The 20,665-nt window shown below is 64.2% G+C and carries 14 protein-coding genes; 3 read left to right on the top strand and 11 right to left on the bottom strand.

Going from position 1 to position 20,665, the window contains the following annotated elements; all coding sequences use genetic code 11:
* Positions 1-45: 45 nt before the first annotated feature.
* The 11 genes from addA to NKH17_RS28625 form a co-directional block, all read right to left on the bottom strand.
* Positions 46-3,558, bottom strand: coding sequence for a double-strand break repair helicase AddA (addA, locus tag NKH17_RS28575; protein ID WP_352900389.1), 3,513 nt, complete (start codon positions 3,556-3,558; stop codon positions 46-48).
* Positions 3,555-6,692 carry a double-strand break repair protein AddB gene (addB, locus tag NKH17_RS28580; RefSeq protein WP_352972984.1) on the bottom strand — a complete coding sequence of 1,046 codons (3,138 nt, stop codon included), beginning with the start codon at positions 6,690-6,692 and terminating at the stop codon, positions 3,555-3,557. The genes addA and addB overlap by 4 nt, the downstream gene beginning before the upstream one ends.
* Positions 6,689-7,447 (bottom strand): nucleotidyltransferase family protein, encoded by a 759-nt coding sequence (locus NKH17_RS28585; RefSeq protein ID WP_352480195.1) that lies wholly within the window; start codon positions 7,445-7,447, stop codon positions 6,689-6,691. Before NKH17_RS28585 ends, addB begins: the two co-directional genes overlap by 4 nt.
* A 41-nt stretch (positions 7,448-7,488) precedes the next feature.
* A complete protein-coding gene (gene tsaE / locus NKH17_RS28590; RefSeq protein WP_352900384.1) occupies positions 7,489-9,000 on the bottom strand; it encodes a tRNA (adenosine(37)-N6)-threonylcarbamoyltransferase complex ATPase subunit type 1 TsaE in 1,512 nt (503 codons plus the stop codon).
* A gap of 8 nt (positions 9,001-9,008) precedes the next feature.
* Positions 9,009-11,570 (bottom strand): sensor histidine kinase, encoded by a 2,562-nt coding sequence (locus NKH17_RS28595; protein ID WP_352900382.1) that lies wholly within the window; start codon positions 11,568-11,570, stop codon positions 9,009-9,011.
* Positions 11,571-11,758: 188 nt separating this feature from the next.
* Positions 11,759-13,159, bottom strand: a complete 1,401-nt coding sequence (ahcY, locus tag NKH17_RS28600) for an adenosylhomocysteinase (RefSeq protein ID WP_352480192.1) — start codon at positions 13,157-13,159, stop codon at positions 11,759-11,761.
* Between the two features lie 156 nt (positions 13,160-13,315).
* Positions 13,316-13,612, bottom strand: a complete 297-nt coding sequence (locus NKH17_RS28605; protein WP_023677551.1) for an HPr family phosphocarrier protein — start codon at positions 13,610-13,612, stop codon at positions 13,316-13,318.
* Complete coding sequence (locus NKH17_RS28610) at positions 13,609-14,010, bottom strand: PTS sugar transporter subunit IIA (protein ID WP_254815942.1); 402 nt, start codon at positions 14,008-14,010, stop codon at positions 13,609-13,611. The genes NKH17_RS28605 and NKH17_RS28610 overlap by 4 nt, the downstream gene beginning before the upstream one ends.
* A gap of 164 nt (positions 14,011-14,174) precedes the next feature.
* The gene (locus NKH17_RS28615) at positions 14,175-14,621 is read right to left on the bottom strand and encodes an HPr kinase/phosphorylase (protein ID WP_352807550.1); all 447 of its coding nucleotides are present in this window, start codon (positions 14,619-14,621) and stop codon (positions 14,175-14,177) included.
* 31 nt (positions 14,622-14,652) lie between these two features.
* Entirely contained in the window at positions 14,653-16,437 is a 1,785-nt protein-coding gene (locus NKH17_RS28620) for a sensor histidine kinase (RefSeq protein WP_352900378.1), read from the bottom strand.
* Positions 16,438-16,585: 148 nt separating this feature from the next.
* Positions 16,586-17,287, bottom strand: a complete 702-nt coding sequence (locus NKH17_RS28625; RefSeq protein ID WP_023677547.1) for a response regulator transcription factor — start codon at positions 17,285-17,287, stop codon at positions 16,586-16,588.
* 342 nt (positions 17,288-17,629) lie between these two features.
* Here NKH17_RS28625 and NKH17_RS28630 point away from each other — a divergent pair, with 342 nt between their 5' ends.
* The 3 genes from NKH17_RS28630 to NKH17_RS28640 all read left to right on the top strand — a co-directional run bounded on the left by NKH17_RS28630 (position 17,630) and on the right by NKH17_RS28640 (position 20,506).
* Positions 17,630-19,240, top strand: a complete 1,611-nt coding sequence (locus NKH17_RS28630) for a phosphoenolpyruvate carboxykinase (protein ID WP_352900375.1) — start codon at positions 17,630-17,632, stop codon at positions 19,238-19,240.
* Between the two features lie 79 nt (positions 19,241-19,319).
* Entirely contained in the window at positions 19,320-19,757 is a 438-nt protein-coding gene (gene arfB, locus NKH17_RS28635) for an alternative ribosome rescue aminoacyl-tRNA hydrolase ArfB (protein ID WP_352480188.1), read from the top strand.
* A 131-nt stretch (positions 19,758-19,888) separates the two neighbouring features.
* Positions 19,889-20,506, top strand: a complete 618-nt coding sequence (locus tag NKH17_RS28640) for an alpha-ketoglutarate-dependent dioxygenase AlkB family protein (protein ID WP_352800773.1) — start codon at positions 19,889-19,891, stop codon at positions 20,504-20,506.
* The last annotated feature ends 159 nt before the right edge of the window (positions 20,507-20,665 follow it).

Consider the following 20,665-nt stretch of genomic DNA (forward strand, 5'->3'; position numbering starts at 1 on the left):
ACCAAATGTGGTGGTGATCGCGTCCGTCTTCAAGCAAGTGTTGTGTCACGCTCCCGTGAGTCTAGCAAGCGCGTCGTCCATGGCCGCTGCCGGCAGATCGATCAGCCGCGGCGCCTCGGTGAACAGCAGCGCCGCCGAGACCTCGCGTCCCGGATAGAGCGGCTGAAGCAGCGCGCGATAGAGTGCGAGCTGCAGAACATAGGCTTGCGGCACTTCGGCGAGCGTAGCTGGCGCTGGCCGATTGGTCTTGTAGTCGACGATCGAAACCTTGTCCGGCGTTACTGTCAGCCGGTCGATCTTGCCGGAAATCGAGCGCAGTTTGCCCCTCACCTCCAGGCTGCCCATGATGGCGATTTCAGCGCGCGAGTCTGGCGCAAACAGCGGCGCGAAGCGGCTGTCGGCAAGAATTCTGAAAACGCCAGCCAGGGCCTTGTCGCGCTCGTCGTCGGGCCATGCCGCGCCGGCTCTTGCCAGATAGCGTTCGGCGGCATCCCGGCGTTTTCCCTCGGCGATGCCGGGCAGCATCTGCAGCAATTTGTGCAGCGCCAGCCCGCGCACGACGGCAAAGCCGGGCTCGGCGTCGGCATCCAGCACCGGCGAACGCGTGTCGGCCACCGCTTGCCGCGCCTCGTCGATCAGCACCGAGGCGCCGGACGGCGAGAGCGGCCGCGGCAATTCCTCGAAGGGCGGCAGAGGCTGGAACAGGGTTTCCGGCAATGGCGCAAAGCGTTCAGCCTGTCGTGCCTCATCCACGGACGCCAGTGGCATGGGCGGCAGTTTCGTCACCTGGAAACGATGCACGGTCTCGCCGGTGGCGGGATGCCGGCGTTCTTCGCTCTCCGTGGCACCGACCAGTGCGCGGCTGACGATCGAATGCCAGGTGCCGGTATTTGGCGCCCGTTTGCCATGGTAGCCGCAGACGATCAGCCGATCCTCGGCGCGGGTCATGCCGACATAGAGCAGCCGGCGATATTCATCGTCGGCGAGCTCGCGGGCGCGGGCCGATGCGGCGCGTGAAAACCCATTTGCGACATCGCTGGCCGAACGCCAGAGATAACCCTTGCCCTCCCAGCAGTCGCCCGAGCCTTCGAACGGCATCAATCTCGGCAGATGCTGGTCGCTGAACGGCGCGGAGCCGCCATCGACAAGGAATACCACCGGCGCCTCCAGGCCTTTGGCGGCATGCACGGTCATGACGCGAACCTCGTCGCGGGTCTGGTCCATTTCGCGCTTGATCTCGGGGCCGGCGTTTTCCAACGTCGACAGGAAGGATTCCAGTCCCGGCAGGCCGGTCCGCTCCTCGGCCAGGCAGAAATTCAGGAATTCGTCGAGGATGTCGCCAGCCTCCGGCCCGAGCCGCGCGATCATCTTCTTGCGCAGGCCGTCGCGGGCGAGAGCTGCAGCATAGAATTCGAACACCGGCTTGAATGCGGCCTCGTTCGACCATGTGTCGAGCCGGCTGACGACGGCGGCCAACGCCTCGCTTTCGCCGGCATGCCGGCGCAGCGAGGCGATCAGCGAGACGCCCGACGGCCTCTCCGCAGCAAACGCGAAAAGCTGCTCTTCCGAGACATCGAAGATCGGGCTGCGCAGCACGGCGGCCAGCGACAGATCGTCCTCGGGCTGGATGAGGAAATGACCGAGTGCGATCAGGTCCTTCACCGCGATATGGCCAGGCAGGCTGAGCCGGTCGGCGCCGGCCACGGGGATGTCGCGGCGCTTCAACGCCCGTGTCAGGGCATGGACGAAGCGGTCGCGCTTGCGCACCAGCACCAGCACGTCGCCGGGCCGGAGTTTCTTGCCACGCCCTTCGATGACCTCGCCGCCGCCGATCCAGCCGGCAATGGTCGCTGCAACGTTTTCGGCAACGCGCACCGCCGGTGCGTGGGCGTGATCCACCGCTTGCGTCCAGTCGTCCGGTTCGTCGACGGCGTCGGCGCCGAGCGAGGGCCAGACCTCGACATAGCCCGGCGCATCGTTGCGGATCGCCTTGTGGTCGAGCGGATCGGGATCGTGGCTGATGCCGCGCCGCACGTCCGGGTCGGCAAAGACACGATCCACCGCCGCAAGCACGTCGTCGGTCGAGCGAAACGACCAGGTCAGCTTGAGATCGGCGAAGGCGGCGGCGGCGGATCTGACTTTGCCGGCAAACAAAATCCGGCTGTCGGCAAAGGAGTCCGGGGCGGCTCCCTGGAAGGAATAGATCGACTGCTTTTCGTCGCCGACCGCAAAGATGGTGCGGTGGACGGCGTCGCGTGCGCCGAGTCCGGCAAAGAACTCCTCCGCCAGCCGCTTGACAACCTCCCACTGGTCGGGACTGGTGTCTTGCGCCTCGTCGAGGAGGATGTGGTCGATGCCCTGGTCGAGCTTGTATTGCACCCATGGGCCGGCGTCGGGCCGCGCCAGTAGATGGACCGTGCGGGTGATCAGGTCGTTGAAGTCGAGGAAGCCGCGGGCGCGCTTCAATTGCTCGTAGCGGGCGATCAGCCAGTCGGCGATGGTCAGCGCCGCACGCGTGCCCTCCAGCATCCTGAACAAGGCCAGCCGGTCGGAGATTTCGAGAATGGCGTCGACCGCCGCCAGATATCGTTCAGCAAGATCGGGCAACCGGTCCAGCAATGCCCTTTTGAACGTCTTTGCCGGATCGTAAGGCTCGCCGTCGGCCCTCAGGAAAGCCTTGGAGAGCAAATTCAGGCGACGGACCGGATGCTCCTCGGCGAAGGCGAGACGGGCGTATGGCAGCATATTGTTCAGCACCACGCGCGCATCGGCGGCCTCGGCCGCCCGCGAAAAGGTGACGAGATAATCCGGCAGGAAGCCGGGCAGCGGCCAGACGGAGGCGGCTATGCCTTCGGGCGTCTGGCCGGCGCGGAACTGAAACTCGTCGAACAGCGCCTGAAAACCATCGCCGCCGGCCGCGGCGATGAACGCACGCAAACCATCGCGCTTGCGCACGATCTCGGCCAGCAGTGCGTCGAGCCCATGTTCGCCGCCGCGCTCAAGCACGGTGGCGAAGGCCTCGGCCAATGCCGCATCGCCTGCAACGCCGCCCGAAATCATGTCGCGGCGGGCGGCGGCGAACAGCGAAGCCTCCATTTGCGGATCGAGCATTTCGAAATGCGCCGGGATATTGGCTTCCAGCGGGAACTGATGCAGCACCGATTCGCAGAAGGCGTGGATGGTCTGGATCTTCAGCCCGCCCGGTGTTTCCAGCGCCTCCGCAAACAACCGCCGCGCCCGGCGCATGGTTTCGCGGTCGGGCTGGCGGCCGTCCAGCGCCTCTATCCGTGTCGAGAGCTCGGCATCGCCCAAGGTCGTCCATTGCGACAGGGTGGAAAACACACGGTTCGACATGTTGGCGGCTGCGGCACGCGTATAGGTCAGGCACAGGATCTTGGACGGATCGGTGCCACGCAGCAAAAGCCGGATAACGCGCTGGGCGAGTACATGGGTCTTGCCGGATCCGGCGTTGGCCGACACCCAGGCGGAATTGCGCGGGTCGGACGCGCTTGCCTGGCTCGCGGCAGTGTCGCTTGGAATGGGGTAGGCCTTTTTCATGCCTCCCCTCCCTCGTCGTCGGCGTCGCCGCCGGCGGACCATTCGAGCACGCGGGCGAGATGGTCATAGTCGCCGTCGGTCTCGCCCTCGCGGAACGGCAGCGCCCGCGACAGATAGCCGGTCGCGGGGTCGGCGTAGTGGATCAGCAGTTTTTCCAGCCGCGCCCACGCTTCTTCGGCGAGATCGGCGGCGGTTCGCGGCTTGCGGTTGTATTCGAGGATGGATTCCTCGAACACTTCACCATTCGGCCTCAGCCGCACGAAGGCCAGTTGCGACGGCTCGCATGCGCCAAGCTCCTTGAAAGCGCCGCGCCTGAGCAGCGCGCCCTCCAGCGCCAGTTGCGGCGCGAGCAGCGTGTGCGCCTGTGCTTTGGATGGCGACGAGCCGGTCTTGTAGTCGAGGATGTCGGCCATTCTGCCAGCCAGCAGATCGATGCGATCGGCATAGCCGGACAGGGTTACGCCGGATCGGCCGACCCCGGTCTTTTCGGCGCGTTCCTCGGCGTGCCGCCGTGCCACGGCTGCGGCCCGGCCGCGCTCCCATTCGATGATGCCGGCGGCAAGCTTTTCGAAGCGTGGCCACCACACCGCCTCGACATCGGCGGGCAGCGCAGCCTCGGCAAAGCAGGAGCGGCCTGCGGCGATAAGCCCGTCCAGCGCCTCCGGCGCGCGCGGGTCGGCCACCCTCGCTGAGAAGAGGTGCAGAATTGCGTGAAACAGCGTGCCACGCTCGGCAGCGCCCGGATCGCGAATGACCGGATCGAGCGGCATCAGGCCGAGTATCCTTCTGGCATAGACCGCATAAGGATCGCGACGCAGCGTTTCGATCTCCGTGACCGAGAAGTGGTGCGGCCGTACGGTGAGCGGCGGTTTCGGCTGCGGCCGCGGCGCAAAGTCCTGCTTTTCGCCGGCATCGAGCACACGCGCCCAGGCAAGCAGTTCATCGCCGCGCCGGCGAAGTCCCGTAGCATGGTCCTCGCCGACGAAGGTAAGGATACGCTGCAGCCAGCGCGAGGGCACCGACGGTGCGTCGCCGGAACGGGCGGAGCGGGCCAGCACCAATTTCTTGGCGCCCATGGCCATCTGGAAATCATGGGCGGCAAGGCCGATGCGCCGCTCCGGCGGTTCAAGATCGATGCCGGTCTTCATCAGCCGCGACATGAAGCGGTCGCTCTCCGGCTTGCGCGGCCACACGCCTTCGTTGAGCCCGCCGACGACCAGCGTGTCGACATCCTGAAGCCGCGCTTCCAGCACACCCCAGATGGCGATGTTCCTGTCGGTGCCTTGCGCCGGCTTGACCATCTCGGGCGCGATCAGCGCCTCCATCACGTCAGGCCATTCGTCAGCCGCGAAGGAGAACGACACCGAGGCCGCGACCAGCCCGCGCAAGAGCTCGGCAAGCTTTTCGCCGGCATCGCCGGCATAGAGTTCGCTCAGGCTGCCGTCGGCGGCGCGTCCGAGGCTTTCGAGCGCAACGACGCTGGCACGCACAAGCGTGGCAAGATCGGCATTTTCCTCGCCGCGAAAAGCAACCAGCGGCGCCAGCGCAGCCGCTAGCCGGATCAGCAGCTCGCGCGCCTGTTCGATGCGCCTGACCGAGAGGCGCGATCGCCAGAAAGGCGGGCGGCGATTGCCGCCGCCGTCGAATTCGAGGAGCCGCGTGCCGAAGAGCTGCGGCAGCGACGCGACGTCCGGACGCCCGGTGCCACCGCGCAGCGCCACGAGTTCGACGATTTCGGCCGCATGGCGCACGCTTGCCCGCTCTCGGCCGAGGCCAAGCAGCGGATGCTTGAGCAGCGACAGCAAGGCGACCGGGTCGCCCGGCCGGAAGGCTGCCTGAAGCGCCAGCCTGAGCAGGCTGGCGGCTGGCGTGTTGATGAGCGGCGTGCCCCCGGAATCGTCGGCGGCGACGCCGAAGCGCAACAGCTCGACCGAGACGCGCCGCGCCAGCGCGCGATCGCCGGTGACCAGCGCGGCGCGCTGGCCGGGCCGTTCGACGGCCTGTTTGAGCGCGACGGCGATCGCCACGGCCTCATCGCGTTCGCTGGCGGCTTCGAGAAGCGTCACGTCAGCGAAGGCCTCGGCAACATCACCGGCCGTAAAGCGGGCGCGCGTCTCGGCCCAGAGCTCGGTAGTCTCCGCCGGGCGAAGCGCTTCGCCGACGAGTGCGGCGCGCAATGCAAGCGGCCGCGGCGCAACAGCAAGGTCCTCGACGTCGGCGCGCCGCACGCCGATCTTGCCGATCAACTTTGCCAGGCCGTATTGCGGGTGGCCAAGCAGGGCCGGGCGCGCACCGAGTGCACTGATGGCGGCAAAGGACGGCTCGTCCAGTGTCCGGTCGAGCCCAGGCAGCACAACGGCGCCATTGGGCAGACCGGCGATCACGGCAAGCAGCTCGGCCGTGGCTGGGATCGATCCTGTGGAGCCGGCGGCGATCACCGGCCCGGCCGGCGGATTGCGCCTGAGCCGCGCTGCCTCCAGCCTTATCAGGGCATTGCGATGCGCGGCGGGATTGGAGCGATGGCGTTCCTCGAGCAGCTTCGGCCAGTTCTCGGTCACGATGCTCAGGAAATCGAGCGTCACCTGCCACCAGCCTGCGAGATTGCCGGTCACAAGGTCGGCGAGCCTCGCCCAATCCGTGCCCTCGGTCTCGATCTCGTCCATCAGCCGCGCCAGGTCGCGCGCCAGCCAGAGGGCGTCGGCGGCGGAGGCCGGGATGACGATCTCCTCGTCGAACAATGCGGCGACATGTGCCGGCAGGCGGCGTTTCCACGCTCGCACCAGCGGCGCAAGCAGCAGCAGGCGCTCTACCGCGGCGATCGGCGGCGCAAGGTCGATGGCGGCCGAAGCTCCTGCCTCGAAGGCCGCTTCATCTTCGTCGAACTCGCCAAGCGGGCGGATGACCGGCAGGATCGCCGAGCGACTTCCGGAGCGCGAGAGAGCATCGACGAAGACGCCGCGAAGCGCCCGCGCCGCACGGCGCGTCGGCACATAGATGGTGAGATCGGCCAGCATCAGCGGATCGCCATCATAGGCAAAGCCGGGAACCAGGCGCCCTGCAAGCAGCGCCTCGGCCAGCGTCGGCAGGAACGGCGCTCCGGGCGGAATCGAGAAAACGCGGCGGGAGCCGCTCATTTCGACTCGGTAAGAGCGCCGGGTGCCTCAGCAACAGCATTGGGCGTGCCGGCAAGCGCGGCGGCGACCGCTGCTTCCGCCCGCGGGATCGCGTCAGGTGTGCCGACAGTGATCCAGTGACCCTGCATCTTCATGCCGAACAGGCGGCCGGCGGCGATTGCCGCATCGAAATAGGCGTTGAGCGACAGCGGGCCGGCCGGCGCATTCTTGAAGATGCGCGGATGGACGATTGCGGCGCCGGCATAGATCAGGCCGGCCGGATCGTTGTTCGCACGCCGCAAGGCGCCATCCGGCGCCATCAGGAAATCGGTGCCGCCGCTATGTCCGGTTGCCGACTGGAGATCCGCAAGCATCAGCAGAATGTCCCTTGTCGCGCCCTCCCATGCAAGGGCAAGACGCCTGAGATTGGAAAAGCCGCTGTCTATCCAGAAGGTGTCCGCGTTAAGCACATAGAAGGGCGCCCCTAACCAGGGCAATGCCTTGACGATGCCGCCGGCAGAGTCGAGCAAGCCGCTGCTCTCATCCGAAATGACGATTCTCGGCGCATTGCGGCGGGCTACATGGTCCACGATCTGTTTCGGCAGGTAGTGGACGTTGACGACGGCCTTGGCGACGCCGGCTTCGGCCAGGCAATCCAGCCCCCAGTCGAGCAATGTCTTGCCGGCGATCTTGACCAGCGGCTTCGGCATGGTGTCGGTGATCGGCCGCATGCGCTTGCCGAGCCCGGCGGCGAGCACCATGGCGGTCGTTGGCATCGGTCCCTCGTCCGACACCGCCAGGCCTGAATCCTTAGCCGTCAAATCGAGCGTTCCTCCAGCAAGCCGTGGGCGATGTAGAAATCCTGCAGCCCGGCCAGCGCCGGATGCGCCAGCGCCCGGCGAAGATAGTCGCGGATGCGCGGCAGATGCTTCAGATAATAAGGCTTGCCGTCGCGTTTTTCGAGCCGCACGAAGATGCCGAGTACCTTGGAATTGCGCTGTGCGGCCATGATTGCATAGGTTTCGAGGAATTCGTCCTCGTCGAAGACGCCGGCAGCGCGCCGCGCGGCGATATAGGCGGCGAGCGTGTGCTTTTCGATTTCAGGTGAAATGGTGACGCGCGCGTCCATGGCGAGCGAGGCGACGTCGTAGGCGGACGGTCCGATCAGCGCATCCTGGACATCGACGACGCCGAGGCGGTCATGACCGGAACGGTCAGCGCGCCAGATCAGGTTGGGCGAATGGAAGTCGCGCAACATAAGCGTGTATTCGCGCCCCTCGAGCCGATCGAGCACCGCATTCCATTCGCTGCGGTAGCCGGCGCGCAGCGCCTCGTTTGGCAGAGCGCCTGAAATCGCCGGGACATACCAGTCGACCAGCAATTCGGCCTCGATCATCATGGCGTCGCGGTCGAAAGGCGGCACTTCGTGGAAGACACCGCGGCCGGCCTGCATGCGGGCCGGCCATGTTTTGCCGTGCATCATGGCAAGCAGTTCGGCCGCCGCCGCATAACGCGCGGCCACCGGCTGGCCGCGCTTGTCGAGAAAGCCTTGGGAACCGAGATGCTCCAGCAGAAGAAAACCCTGCTCGAGATCCTGGGCATGGATTTCCGGGACGCTGACACCGCCGGCGCGCAAGGCCCGGTCGATGGCGACGAATGCCGAAACGGATTGCGCCGTGTGGGCGATCTCGGCATAGGGTTTGCCGTCGCGGACTGGCGGTCCGAGCACCAGCCTTGGCGAGTTCATCAGCACGCGCGGCGGAAATCCGGCGAGCGCGACGATCTCGTAGGAGCGAGCCGAGGCATCACCGATGAAATATCGTCGCTGCGCTTCGCCCCAACCGGCCTGCCCGAGAAAATCGCGCATTGCCAGCGATCGCGCCGCGCGCTCGAAGGCGGCGCCCTCTCCCGACAGTCTCGCCAGTCGGCCGTCGCCCTGCTGGAGAAGTTCGACCAGCACCGAGGTTTTCGGCAAATATGCCTCTGCCTGCTCCGGCCATTCGATCAGCGCAGCCCCTTGGGACAGCGCCTCGTCGAAGCCCAGCTCGTCCAGTTCGGATGCCGTGCCCAAGCGGTAGAGATCGAAATGATGGACCGGCACACGCGTGTCGTAGCTCTGGACCAGCGTGAAGGTCGGACTCGGCACGTCGAGGCCGGCATCGTCGGCCAGCGCCCTGATCAGCGCCCGTGCCAAGGTCGATTTGCCGGCGCCGAGATCGCCCTTGAGAGCGAGTACGTCGCCAATGCGCAGCGACATGGCAAGATCCTCGCCGAGCCTTGCCGTCGCAGCCTCGTCGGCGAGAAAACGCTCCAGCACCAATACCGCCATCGAACGCGCTACTCGGCCGCCGCACGGATGCCCGACGGCGTGTCGGGAAAGGCGCAAACAACCGTGGTGCCCTTATCCCTGCCGGTCTCGATGCGGACGCTGCCGCCATGCAGTTCGACAAAGCTCTTGACGATCGACAGGCCGAGCCCGGCGCCACGGCGGCGGCCGCCATTGGTGCGCGGCTCGAAGCGCCGGAACACTGACTCAAGCAGGTCCGGCGGCATGCCGGGGCCGTCATCGTGAACGGAAAATTCCACGCCGTCGGCAAGCTGGCGGCAGGCGAGCGTTATGGTGCTCGCCTCCGGCGCGTAATTGGCGGCATTGCTGAGCAGATTGTAGAGTATCTGGCGGACGCGGATCTCGTCGCCGTGGAAGGTCTTCGGCGCGGCAGCCGCGTCGATCCTAAGCTTGATCGCATGTTCCTCCAGCCGATCGGCGACCAGTTCCGCGGCGGCCGTAATGGTTCGATTGATGTGAACTTCGGAAATGTCGAGTTCCATGATGCCGGCATCCACCGTCGCCAGATCGAGGATGTCGTTGACGATGGTGAGCAGGACCGAGGAGGACGAGCCGACATGCCCGATATATTCGCGTTGCTTCTGGTTCAACGGACCAGTCGACGGCAGTGAAAGAAGCTCGGTAAAGCCGATGATGTTGGTGAGCGGCGAGCGCAGCTCATAGGAGACGTGCTGCACGAATTCGTTCTTGATCTGGTCGGACTTTTGCAGCGCCTCATTCTTGTCCTTCAGCGCCCGCTCGACATTGACGCTGTCGGTAACGTCGACGAAAGTCATCATCACCTGGCCGTTGGGCAAAGGGATGACGGCGTAGCGCAAAACGGTGCCGTTGTTCAATTCGGTCTGGCCGTGGCGGTCGCGGCGCTCGTCGTCGAAGCCGGTGATGGCGGCAACGAACGCGCCCCACGGACTGTCGACGGCACGGCGGTCGCAAAGTTCGCGGATCGTCGAGACATGGACGTTGGGTTTTGAGGCATCGGCATCCAGCCCCCACAGGGCCGCGAAGGCCGGGTTGGACAATCTCAGCCTGCCGTCGGGGCCGAACACAGCGACGCCTTCGGCAAGGTTGTCGAGCGTCTCACCCTGGACCCGCACAGCGGTCTGATAGCGGCTTTCAAGGTCCATCTTCTCGGTCAGGTTCTCAAACACCCAGGTGACGCCGCCCTTGGGCTGCGGATTGGCGACGACGCGAATGGTTTTGCCGTCCGGCAGATGCCACCAATGCTCCTGCGATTCAACCGCGCGGTAGGCGCCGAGCAGGCTCTCTTTCCAGCGCCGCCATTCGGGCTGCTCGGCGATCTTGCCTTCGCTGCGCAGGCGGTCGAGCAGCAAGGCGTTATCCGGCGCGCTGTGCAGGAAGCCGCTGTCGAGGCCCCATAGTTTCTGGAACGCCTGATTGAAAAACCGCAATTTCTCGTCGGTATCGAAAATCGCCACGGCGGTGTTGAGCTGATCGAGCGTGTCGGCGTGGCTCTGCACGGTCCGCTCATATTCGGCGCGAATGGCCTCGATGGCGCTGATGTCGCAGGCAAGACCAGCCGAACCATCCGCCCCGGCAAAATCGGTCACGGCAAACATACGGCGGTCGCCTTCGATCACCGTGGAGAGCGTCTGTTCGAAGACGGGGTGCGACTTGTGCTGCTCAGCGATCGTGTCGCGCGCCTGGCCTCCGAGGAATTCCTTGCCGTCACGAACCGCCGCTTCGGCATTCTCGGCCTCGACCGCTTCGGCATAGGCGCGGTTGACCCATTTCAGCCGCCCGTCGACAGTACGCAGCCATGACGGCATCTTGAGCGCATCCAGAAGACCGATCAGCGTCTCATGGTCGGCGGCCAAGCGCTGGTTCTCGATCTTCAGCCTGGCCTGGCTTCGCTGTGTCTCCGAAAGCGAGACGAAGCGAACCAGCACATGCGCCGCACTCTTGCGGCCGTGAACCTCGAGCGGCTGGCCGGCCTGCGATTCGATGACCAGATCGAACGGCTTTGCCTTGTCCCGCAGTGATGCGACGGCATGTTCGAGTGCGGCCGCCGAACGCGGCATAAGCCAGCGGCCGAAAGCCAGGAAGGCCGCCCGGTCCTCCGGCGCGCCGCTCTCGAGCGGCAATGTCCCGACAAGCTCGGGCTTCTTGTTTTCGGCCGCCCATACGACCACGCGCTGATCGCGGGAATGGAGCAGCGCCTCGGAGCGCTGCAGCGCGGCATTGACGTCGGCGATACGGGTCCTGAGCTCGGCATTTTCCGCCGCGGTGCGCGCCCGTTCGCGGATCAGAAAGATGGCCGACAGCAATGCCGCCCCCATGACGCCGACGAACATGGCGAGTTGCATGACCTCGACCGTACTGACTGACAGCCCGGCCTTTTGCGCCACGCGGGTTTGCGCATGTGCAGCAAAGCCAAGCAGCGGACCAACCAGCGCGGAAAAAGCAAGCAGCACCCCGACACGGCTGCCGGCACGCCACAAAAGGCTGCCGCCTCTGGCAGCGGAGCCCGTGATCGAATCGTTATGGCCGCCGGAAACGGCCTGTCCCGCGCAAGGCGGGTTATCCCCCGGCATGTCTTGGTCCTCTTCGCCGCCTGAATGCAAGACCGCCCTGATGCGTGCGCCCGGGCCTCGTCCCCGGACCGCGAATCAGCACCATAGCGCTTGCGCGAATCGGCGTGAAGAATCAATCAGCGCAAAAATAAAGCCGGGCGAAAAGTCAATCGCCCGGCTTCAATATCTAGTGGCAAGTTTCGCCGTGGTTAATAGCGGTAGTGTTCCGGCTTGAACGGTCCCTGCGGAGTGACGCCGATATAGGCGGCCTGTTCGCCGGACAGTTCGGTCAGGCGGGCACCGAGCTTGTCGAGATGCAGGCGCGCGACCTTTTCGTCGAGATGCTTCGGCAGGACATAGACCCGGTTCTCGTACTGGCCGGGCTTGGTGTACAGCTCGATCTGGGCCAACACCTGGTTGGTGAAGGACGCCGACATGACGAAGCTCGGATGGCCGGTGGCGTTGCCGAGGTTGAGCAGGCGGCCTTCCGACAAAAGGATCATCCGTTTGCCGTCCGGGAAGGTGATCATATCCACCTGAGGCTTGATGTTGGTCCATTTCAGGTTGCGCAGCGAGGCAACCTGGATCTCGTTGTCGAAGTGACCGATGTTGCCGACGATCACCATGTCCTTCATCAGGCGCATGTGATCGAGGGTAACGACGTCCTTGTTGCCGGTGGTGGTGATGACGATGTCTGCCGTCGGCGCCGCGTCTTCGAGCGTGACCACCTCGAAACCGTCCATCGCCGCCTGCAGCGCGCAGATCGGATCTACCTCGGTGACCTTGACGCGGGCGCCGGCGCCCTTGAGCGAAGCCGACGAGCCCTTGCCAACATCGCCATAGCCGCAGACGACCGCGACCTTGCCGGCCATCATCGTGTCGGTGCCGCGGCGAATGCCGTCGACAAGCGATTCCTTGCAGCCATATTTGTTGTCGAATTTCGACTTGGTGACGGAATCATTGACGTTGATTGCCGGGAACGGCAGCAGGCCTTTTTTCTGCAACTGATAGAGCCGGTTGACGCCGGTCGTCGTCTCTTCGGTGACGCCGCGGATCGCTTCCTTCTGCCTGGTGAAGAAGCCGGGTGATGCCTGCATGCGCTTCTTGATCTGGGCAAACAGGATCTCTTCCTCTTCGCTGCCCGGATTGGACAGCACATCCTCGCCGGCCTCGGCGCGGGCGCCGATCAGGATGTACATGGTGGCATCGCCACCGTCGTCGAGGATCATGTTGGAGGTGCCGCCATCGGCCCACTGGAAGATCTTGTCGGTGTAGACCCAATAATCCTCCAGCGTCTCACCCTTGACGGCAAACACCGGAATTCCGGCCTCGGCAATGGCCGCGGCGGCGTGGTCCTGGGTCGAGAAGATGTTGCAGGAAGCCCAGCGGATATCGGCGCCGAGCGCCTTCAGCGTTTCGATCAGCACCGCCGTCTGGATGGTCATGTGCAGCGAGCCGGTGATGCGCGCGCCCTTGAGCGGCTTCTTGTCGCCGAATTCCTCGCGGCAGGCCATCAGGCCCGGCATTTCGGTTTCGGCGATCTCGATCTCCTTGCGGCCCCAGCCGGCAAGCGCGATGTCTGCGACCACATAGTCCTTGCTACCCGTCATGGCAGTGCTCCGATGCGAATTGATTGCGGGACGCGCCCGCCCCGAAAGCGTGTCGGAGGGCGCGAGTTGCCGGCCTGACTAGCAGATCGAGAGTTGGACGACAATGGGATATAAAGAAATCTTTATCCGTGCATGTCTTCGGAAGCGATCAGCACGTCAGCATTCCTCGCCAAAACGGGAAGCAACCAGTTGCTCCAGCGCATCGATGACCTCTTCGGCCTCCGGGCCGGTGGCGGTGACGCGGATCGAATAACCGGGACTCGCCGCCAGCATCATCAGGCCCATGATCGAGGTGCCGCCGACCTTGACGCCGTCCTTCTCGACCTGGACCGTGGCATTGAAGCCGCTGGCAATTTGAACGAACTTGGCCGAGGCGCGCGCATGCAGGCCGCGCTGGTTGACGATCGGAAAGTCGCGAACGATCTTGTCCTTTTCCGGCAACAGCGCGCTCATTTGCTGCTCAGGAGTTGACTGGCGACATTGATGTATTTGCGGCCGGCAGCCTGCGCTTCATCCAGCGCTGCCGTCATGTTGTCGCCTTTGCGAACGCTGGACAGCTTGATCAGCATCGGCAGGTTCATGCCGGCAATGACCTCGATGCGGCCGGATTCCATCACGGAAATGGCGAGGTTGGAGGGCGTGCCGCCGAACATGTCGGTCAAAACGATGACGCCTGATCCCGTATCGACGCGGCCGACTGCGTCGATAATGTCGCGGCGGCGCTGTTCCATATCATCGTCGGCACCGATCGCCACGGTCTCGAAATTGTCTTGTGGCCCAACGACGTGTTCCACGGCATTGCGGAACTCGGCGGCCAGTTGACCGTGCGTTACAAGCACGAGTCCGATCATTCTTTGGTGGCTCCCGTCATCGCCGCTTCACAGGCGCATTTTATGCTCGCCGACCGTTCCAGGCGGCGGGAGCGCTATCTTGTCGACGCAAGGCCCGTTGACAAGCCCAAAATTGCGCCGGCCCAAGCCAATTTGACGCATTGCAGCAAAAAATCGAAATCGGATCACAGGAAAGGCGCAATCGACAGACGCGACATCACTGCCGGCAAGGCGGCCGCGACATTGCGCCCGGCAAGATCGATGCGCGGCACTGTCACGCCGACAACGGGTTCGCTGCAGTCTTCCTGGAAACGGGCCATTTTGCCGGCTGGCACCAGCCGGATAATGAGGTCGATCACGCAGCTTGGCTCGAACTGTATCGGTTTGGGGCCGAATCCCGGCACCTCCACGAGGCCGGCTATACTGGCTGGTGCGCGGCAGACCAGCCGCCCCTCGCAATCGGCCGCAAAGAGCTGGTCATCGCCGATCAGCCGGGAAAACAGCCCACGTTGGCTGCAATGATCGATCAAGGCGAGCGCCAGCGTCGTCTTGCCCAAACCGGACGGTCCGGTGATGAGAATGCCGCGATCACCTATCAGGATCGCGGTGCCGTGAATGTGTTCAGGCTGCACAATAGGACCAGGTGTGATTGGAATTCATCCCTCAGCCTTCCGCCGGCAGCGTCACCACGAAGCGCGCGCCCTTGATCTCGCCAGGCTTGGTGCCCGGGATGTTCTCGGCGCTCAGCGTGCCGCCATGGGCTTCAACGATCTGCCTGGATATCGACAGGCCAAGGCCCGAGTTCTGGCCGAACGCCTCGCCGGCCGGCCGATCGGTATAGAACCGCTCGAAAATGCGATCGATGTTATCGGCCCGGATGCCGGGGCCATTGTCGTCGACGGTGACGATGTTGAACTTGCCGGCGCGTGCCAGCGATATGGTGATGTGGCCACGATCTTCGGGAACGAACGAGCGGGCATTCTCGATCAGGTTGGTGATCACCTGGCCGATCCTCAGATCATGGCCGACGACGAAGTAGCCTTTCACGCCCTGCGGCAGTTTGGCGACCTTGAACTCGATCTCGACCGCCTTCTTGTTGCGCGTGGCCTCGCGCGAGACGGCGACCAGATCGGTGATGAACTTCTTCAGGTCGACGGTTCCCGCGTCTTCCCGCGCCAGCTCGGCATCAAGACGGGAGGCATCGGAAATATCGGTGATCAGGCGGTCCAGCCGCCTCACATCGTGCTGGATGATATCCATCAGCCGGCTCCGCGAATTGTCGTTCTTGGCCAGCGGCAATGTCTCCACAGCGCTGCGCAGCGAGGTAAGCGGGTTCTTCAGCTCGTGCGAGACATCCGCGGCAAAACTTTCGATCGCCTCGATACGGGCGTAGAGCGCATTGGTCATGTCGCGCACGGCGATCGAGAGATTGCCGATCTCGTCCTGGCGGTCGGAGAAGTCGGGGATTTCCTCGCGGTTCTTGACGCCGCGGCGAACCCTGACCGCCGCCGCGGAAAGCCGGCGCAGCGGGTTGGCGATGGTGGAGGCCAGCAGCATCGACAGGATGGCGGTAACCAGGGCGGCGATGCCGAACACGCGCAGGATCGCCTTGCGCTCGGCCGCGACGATCTTGTCGATGTCGCCGCCTTCGGTCGACAGCATCAGCACGCCGAGAACGGCACGGAAGCGCTGGATCGGCACCGCCACGGAAACGATCTGTTCGCCCTGCTCCGAGATCCGCACGATCGTCGACGGACTGCCGGTAAGCGCCTTGACTACTTCCGGAAACGCAGCACCGTTGCCGCCCGGCTGCTCGCGATAGACAGGCAGCTGCTTGTTGCGGAAGAAATCAAAGACGAATTTTTGGATGCGCTCCAGAAGGTCCGGCTGTTCCACTTCGACCGGCGGCAGGTCGTAGCGAAGGATCTGGCCGCGCGAATAGAGATGGCGGGAATCGAGCAGCAGGTTGGCGTCGCGGTCGTAGATGCGGGCGCGCGTGCGCGTCGGCGAGATCAGCCGCCTGAGCACCGGCGCCACGCGCTCCGGATTGATCGGGAAATCGAGATTGTCGAGCTGGTCGGAGCCCGGGCCGAGGCTTTCGCCGGCCTGCAACTCAAGCAGCTTTTCCGGATCGATGCTGATGGAATCGGTTTCGACCGTCGCCGACGCGGCGATCGCGCCGGCGATGATCTCGCCTTGGGTCATCAGGCTCTCGACACGGGCGTCGATCAGCCCGTCGCGAAAGGTGTTGAGGTAGAGAATGCCGGTGACCAGGACGGCAAGGCCGGCGAGATTGAGAAAGAGAATACGCCGTGTCAGGCTGGAAAAAATGTGATGGCCGAGAAACCGGCGCATCGGCACCGTAATTTTCGACACGAAGGCGGGCAGAATCCGCGGCGGGCGCCTGGCGGCGCCCGACCGTCTCACTCGCTCTACTTCCACTGCCATCGAATAGCAGCTCCCGCTCGGTAATTAGTGAGTAGTGAGTAGGCAGCAGGAATAGAGAAATGGTTGGCTGAGATCGCGGCGATGCATGAGTGGCCGCTCGCATCATTCAAAACTGACTACCGACTATTCCCTACTGCCTACTGCCTATTCATGCTTCGCGGAACCGATACCCGACTCCGTAAAGGGTTTCGATCATTTCGAAGTCATCATCGACGGCCTTGAACTTCTTGCGCAGCCGCTTGATGTGACTGTCAATGGTGCGGTCATCGACATAGACCTGCTCATCATAAGCGGAATCCATCAGCGCATCACGGCTTTTTACGACGCCCGGGCGCTGTGCCAGGGAATGCAGGATGAGGAACTCGGTGACGGTCAGCGTCACCGGCTCGCCCTTCCAGGTGCAGGTGTGGCGCTCCTGGTCCATGACAAGCTGGCCGCGCTCAAGCGACCGGGCCTGCTGGTTGGGCGCCTTGGCCGCCGCCTCGCGGGTGCTGGCGCGGCGCAGCACGGCGCGGACGCGTTCGACCAGAAGACGCTGCGAGAAGGGTTTGCGGATGAAGTCGTCGGCGCCCATCTTGAGGCCGAACAGTTCATCGATCTCATCGTCCTTGGAGGTCAGGAAGATCACCGGCAGGTCGGATTTCTGACGCATCCGGCGCAGCAACTCCATGCCGTCCATGCGCGGCATCTTGATGTCGAGGATGGCCAGGTTCGGCGGGCGCGCCGCCAGTCCCTCCAGCGCCGATGCCCCATCCGTGTAGGTTTCGACCCGATAACCCTCGGATTCGAGGGCGATCGAAACCGAAGTCAGAATGTTGCGATCGTCGTCGACAAGCGCGATTGTTGCCATTTCAAGCGGCTCCCTCATGAGCTGTCCCTTCTTTCGTCGAGAAGGGGCTTTTGCAGGACAAATTAGGTACAAAATGTGGCATAGGCTTTATCCGCTGTCACGCGCGGCACGCCGGCGGCCACAATTGTACCTCGATATGGATTGGACGAATGAACATCGCCAATCCTTTGGGCAACCATCAGTGTTTTTGCACATATAAACGATTTAAACAACTTTCAAAATATTTAAATCGATTAATGATTTGATATCATTCGCCTTTTCTGGTTTTGACGTTATTAGCTCCTGCAATGGGGTTTCCGGAATTCGCCGGTAAAGACGCGGTAAATCGAAGAAGGGACACCCATGTCGGAAGCCGGCAAACGCAATCCTGCATGTGCAATCGATCGGATCGGCCTGAGAACCACTGGCGTGGTGCGCTATAATTTCGGCGCGGCCGCGCTCTACGAGGAGGCAATCCGCCGTGGCGAGGCCCGACTCACCGCGCATGGCGCGCTTGCCGCCGAGACCGGGCAGCACACCGGCCGCTCGCCCAGGGACAAATTCGTGGTGCGCGACGAAAGCACCGCGCCGCATGTATGGTGGGACAACAACAAGGCGATTTCGCCGATCCAGTTCGATACGCTGCTCGCCGATTTTCGCGCCCATGCGGCTGGAAAGGACCTTTATGTGCAGGACCTGGTCGGCGGTGCCGACGAGGAACTGAAGCTGCCGACCAGGGTGATCACGGAGCTTGCCTGGCACTCCTTGTTCATCCGCAATCTGCTCATCCGGCCTGCAGCCGCCGAACTCGAGCATTTCGTGCCCGATTTGACGATAATCGACCTGCCGTCGTTCCGCGCCGATCCCGCCCGCCACGGCACGCGCGGCGAAACGGTGATCGCGGTCGATCTTTCGCGCATGATCGTGTTGATTGGCGGTACCTCCTATGCCGGCGAGATGAAGAAGTCGGTGTTCACCGTGCTCAACTATCTGCTGCCGGCAGAAGGCGTGATGCCGATGCATTGCTCGGCCAATGAAGGGCCCGCCGGCGACGCGGCCGTTTTCTTCGGCCTTTCCGGGACCGGCAAGACGACGCTGTCGGCCGACCCGTCGCGCACGCTGGTCGGCGACGACGAGCATGGCTGGGGACCGCACGGCGTCTTCAATTTCGAAGGCGGCTGCTATGCAAAGACGATCAAGCTTTCGGCCGAAGCCGAGCCGGAGATCTTCGCCACCACCCAGCGCTTCGGCACCGTACTGGAGAATGTGGCGCTCGACGCCGGCCGCGTGCCGGATTTCGACGACGGCGGGCTGACCGAAAACACGCGCTGCGCCTACCCGCTCCATTTCATCCCGAACGCCAGCAAGACGGGGCGCGCCAGCCACCCGAAGAACATCATCATGCTGACCGCCGACGCATTCGGCGTGATGCCGCCGATCGCGCGCCTGACCCCGGCGCAGGCGATGTATCATTTCCTCTCCGGCTATACCGCCAAGGTGGCCGGGACCGAGAAGGGCGTTACCGAACCCGAAGCGACGTTTTCGACATGCTTCGGCGCACCGTTCATGCCGCGGCATCCGTCGGAATACGGCAATCTGCTGCGCGAGCTCATCGCCCGCCACGGCGTCGATTGCTGGCTGGTCAACACCGGCTGGACCGGCGGCGCCTACGGCACCGGCAAGCGGATGCCGATCAAGGCAACGCGGGCGCTGCTTGCGGCGGCGCTCGACGGCTCGCTGAAAGCGGCCGACTTCCGCACCGACGCCAATTTCGGTTTTGACGTACCGGTGACGGTTGCCGGCGTCGACCGCGCCATTCTCGACCCGAGATCGACCTGGGTCGACAAGCCCGCCTACGACCGGCAGGCGGCAAGGCTGGTCGGCATGTTCGTCGACAATTTCGAAAAGTTCGAAGCCCATGTCGACGCCACCGTGCTCGGCGCCGCACCACGCATGCAGGTAGCGGCTGAATAGCCGTCGCCCTTGGTGATGCTTCAAGGCCCGGCTTCGATCGGGCCTTTTCTTTTTTCGCCTGCCGCGCCATGACTGCGGCATGAACGCCGACGACAAGATCATCATCACCGACGATGCGGTGATTAATCCGGGCGACCTGCACGAGGACTTCATCCGTTCGTCCGGCCCGGGCGGCCAGAACGTCAACAAGGTGGCGACGGCAGTGCAATTGCGCTTCGATGCCGCCAATGCGGCTGGCCTGTCGGAGCGGGTGCGCGAACGAACCATCAAGCTTGCCGGCCAGCGCGCCACCAAGGACGGCGTCATCGTCATCGAAGCCGGACGCTTCCGCACCCAGGAGCAGAACCGGGCGGACGCCCGGGCGCGGCTGACGGCACTGGTTGCCAAGGCCGCCGAACCACCGCCACCGCCGCGCAAGAAGACCAGGCCATCCAAAGGCGCGGTCGAAAGACGGCTCAAGAGCAAGGCCGGGCGCGGCTCGATCAAGAAAATGCGCGGCCGGGTTGAGGATGAGTGACAGCCGAAGCGGCTTCGGATCTCAGATCGCCGGCGTAACGCGCGCAGCTACTGTCGGAGGCGGCTTTCGGGTCGCCGTTTTCGTTTGACGGTGGCATTCTGATTTTCCAGACCAACGGATCAAGCAACGCGATGCTCGTACTGCCCAAAGGCGTCCGCCATATGCCCGGCCACCTCTCGCGCGCCATGCAGGAAGTGCTGGTGGAAGATATCAGGAAAGTCGTGGAGGAAGCCCCGCTGTTCGTGCCGGCAATGCCGCGTACCGGCAAGGAGATGAGCGTGCGCATGACCAATTGCGGCCCGCTGGGCTGGGTCACCGACAAGGAGCACGGCTATCGCTACCAGCCGACCCACCCGGTGACCGGAAGGCCTTGGCCGCCGATCCCGGAGATGCTGCTCGATCTGTGGCGGGACGTATCTGCCTATGCGCACCCGCCGGAGGCCTGCCTGGTCAATTTCTATTCGCAGGATGCCAAGATGGGCCTTCACCAGGACCGCGACGAGGCGGATTTCTCGGCACCGGTCGTCTCGGTGTCGCTCGGCGACGAGTGCCTGTTCCGGATCGGCCAGACGACGCGCGACGGCGCCACCAAATCGTTCAGGCTGAAGAGCGGCGATGTCGTAGTGCTTGGCGGCGAAGGCCGGCTCTGCTTTCACGGCGTCGACCGTATCTACCCCTCGACCTCGGCCTTGTTGAAGAACGGCGGGCGGATCAATCTGACGCTGAGGCGGGTGACGACGCCGACATAGGCTGTTCGGGTGCCCGGGGGTGCCAGTAGCACGACCGCCGTTGTAGCGTTTGGCCAGCAGCAGGGCACTGCCCCGGCCAGGGTTGCAAGCCCGGAGCTGGCGGTGCGTTGCATCGTTGCGCGCACGCCAGGCCTGGAGCGCCAACAGCCGATCTCGGGC

Origin of the sequence: Mesorhizobium sp. M1334 (assembly GCF_040317995.1) — a bacterium.
Classification (GTDB): Bacteria; Pseudomonadota; Alphaproteobacteria; order Rhizobiales; family Rhizobiaceae; genus Mesorhizobium.

What these genes read in the sequence shown, in the direction of transcription:
- addA (WP_352900389.1), bottom strand. Translation starts at nt 3,558, where the DNA reads ATGAAAAAGGCCTACCCCATTCCAAGCGACACTGCCGCGAGCCAGGCA.
- addB (WP_352972984.1), bottom strand. Translation starts at nt 6,692, where the DNA reads ATGAGCGGCTCCCGCCGCGTTTTCTCGATTCCGCCCGGAGCGCCGTTC.
- NKH17_RS28585 (WP_352480195.1), bottom strand. Translation starts at nt 7,447, where the DNA reads ATGCCAACGACCGCCATGGTGCTCGCCGCCGGGCTCGGCAAGCGCATG.
- tsaE (WP_352900384.1), bottom strand. Translation starts at nt 9,000, where the DNA reads ATGGCGGTATTGGTGCTGGAGCGTTTTCTCGCCGACGAGGCTGCGACG.
- NKH17_RS28595 (WP_352900382.1), bottom strand. Translation starts at nt 11,570, where the DNA reads ATGCCGGGGGATAACCCGCCTTGCGCGGGACAGGCCGTTTCCGGCGGC.
- ahcY (WP_352480192.1), bottom strand. Translation starts at nt 13,159, where the DNA reads ATGACGGGTAGCAAGGACTATGTGGTCGCAGACATCGCGCTTGCCGGC.
- NKH17_RS28605 (WP_023677551.1), bottom strand. Translation starts at nt 13,612, where the DNA reads ATGAGCGCGCTGTTGCCGGAAAAGGACAAGATCGTTCGCGACTTTCCG.
- NKH17_RS28610 (WP_254815942.1), bottom strand. Translation starts at nt 14,010, where the DNA reads ATGATCGGACTCGTGCTTGTAACGCACGGTCAACTGGCCGCCGAGTTC.
- NKH17_RS28620 (WP_352900378.1), bottom strand. Translation starts at nt 16,437, where the DNA reads ATGGCAGTGGAAGTAGAGCGAGTGAGACGGTCGGGCGCCGCCAGGCGC.
- NKH17_RS28625 (WP_023677547.1), bottom strand. Translation starts at nt 17,287, where the DNA reads ATGGCAACAATCGCGCTTGTCGACGACGATCGCAACATTCTGACTTCG.
- NKH17_RS28630 (WP_352900375.1), top strand. Translation starts at nt 17,630, where the DNA reads ATGTCGGAAGCCGGCAAACGCAATCCTGCATGTGCAATCGATCGGATC.
- arfB (WP_352480188.1), top strand. Translation starts at nt 19,320, where the DNA reads ATGAACGCCGACGACAAGATCATCATCACCGACGATGCGGTGATTAAT.
- NKH17_RS28640 (WP_352800773.1), top strand. Translation starts at nt 19,889, where the DNA reads ATGCTCGTACTGCCCAAAGGCGTCCGCCATATGCCCGGCCACCTCTCG.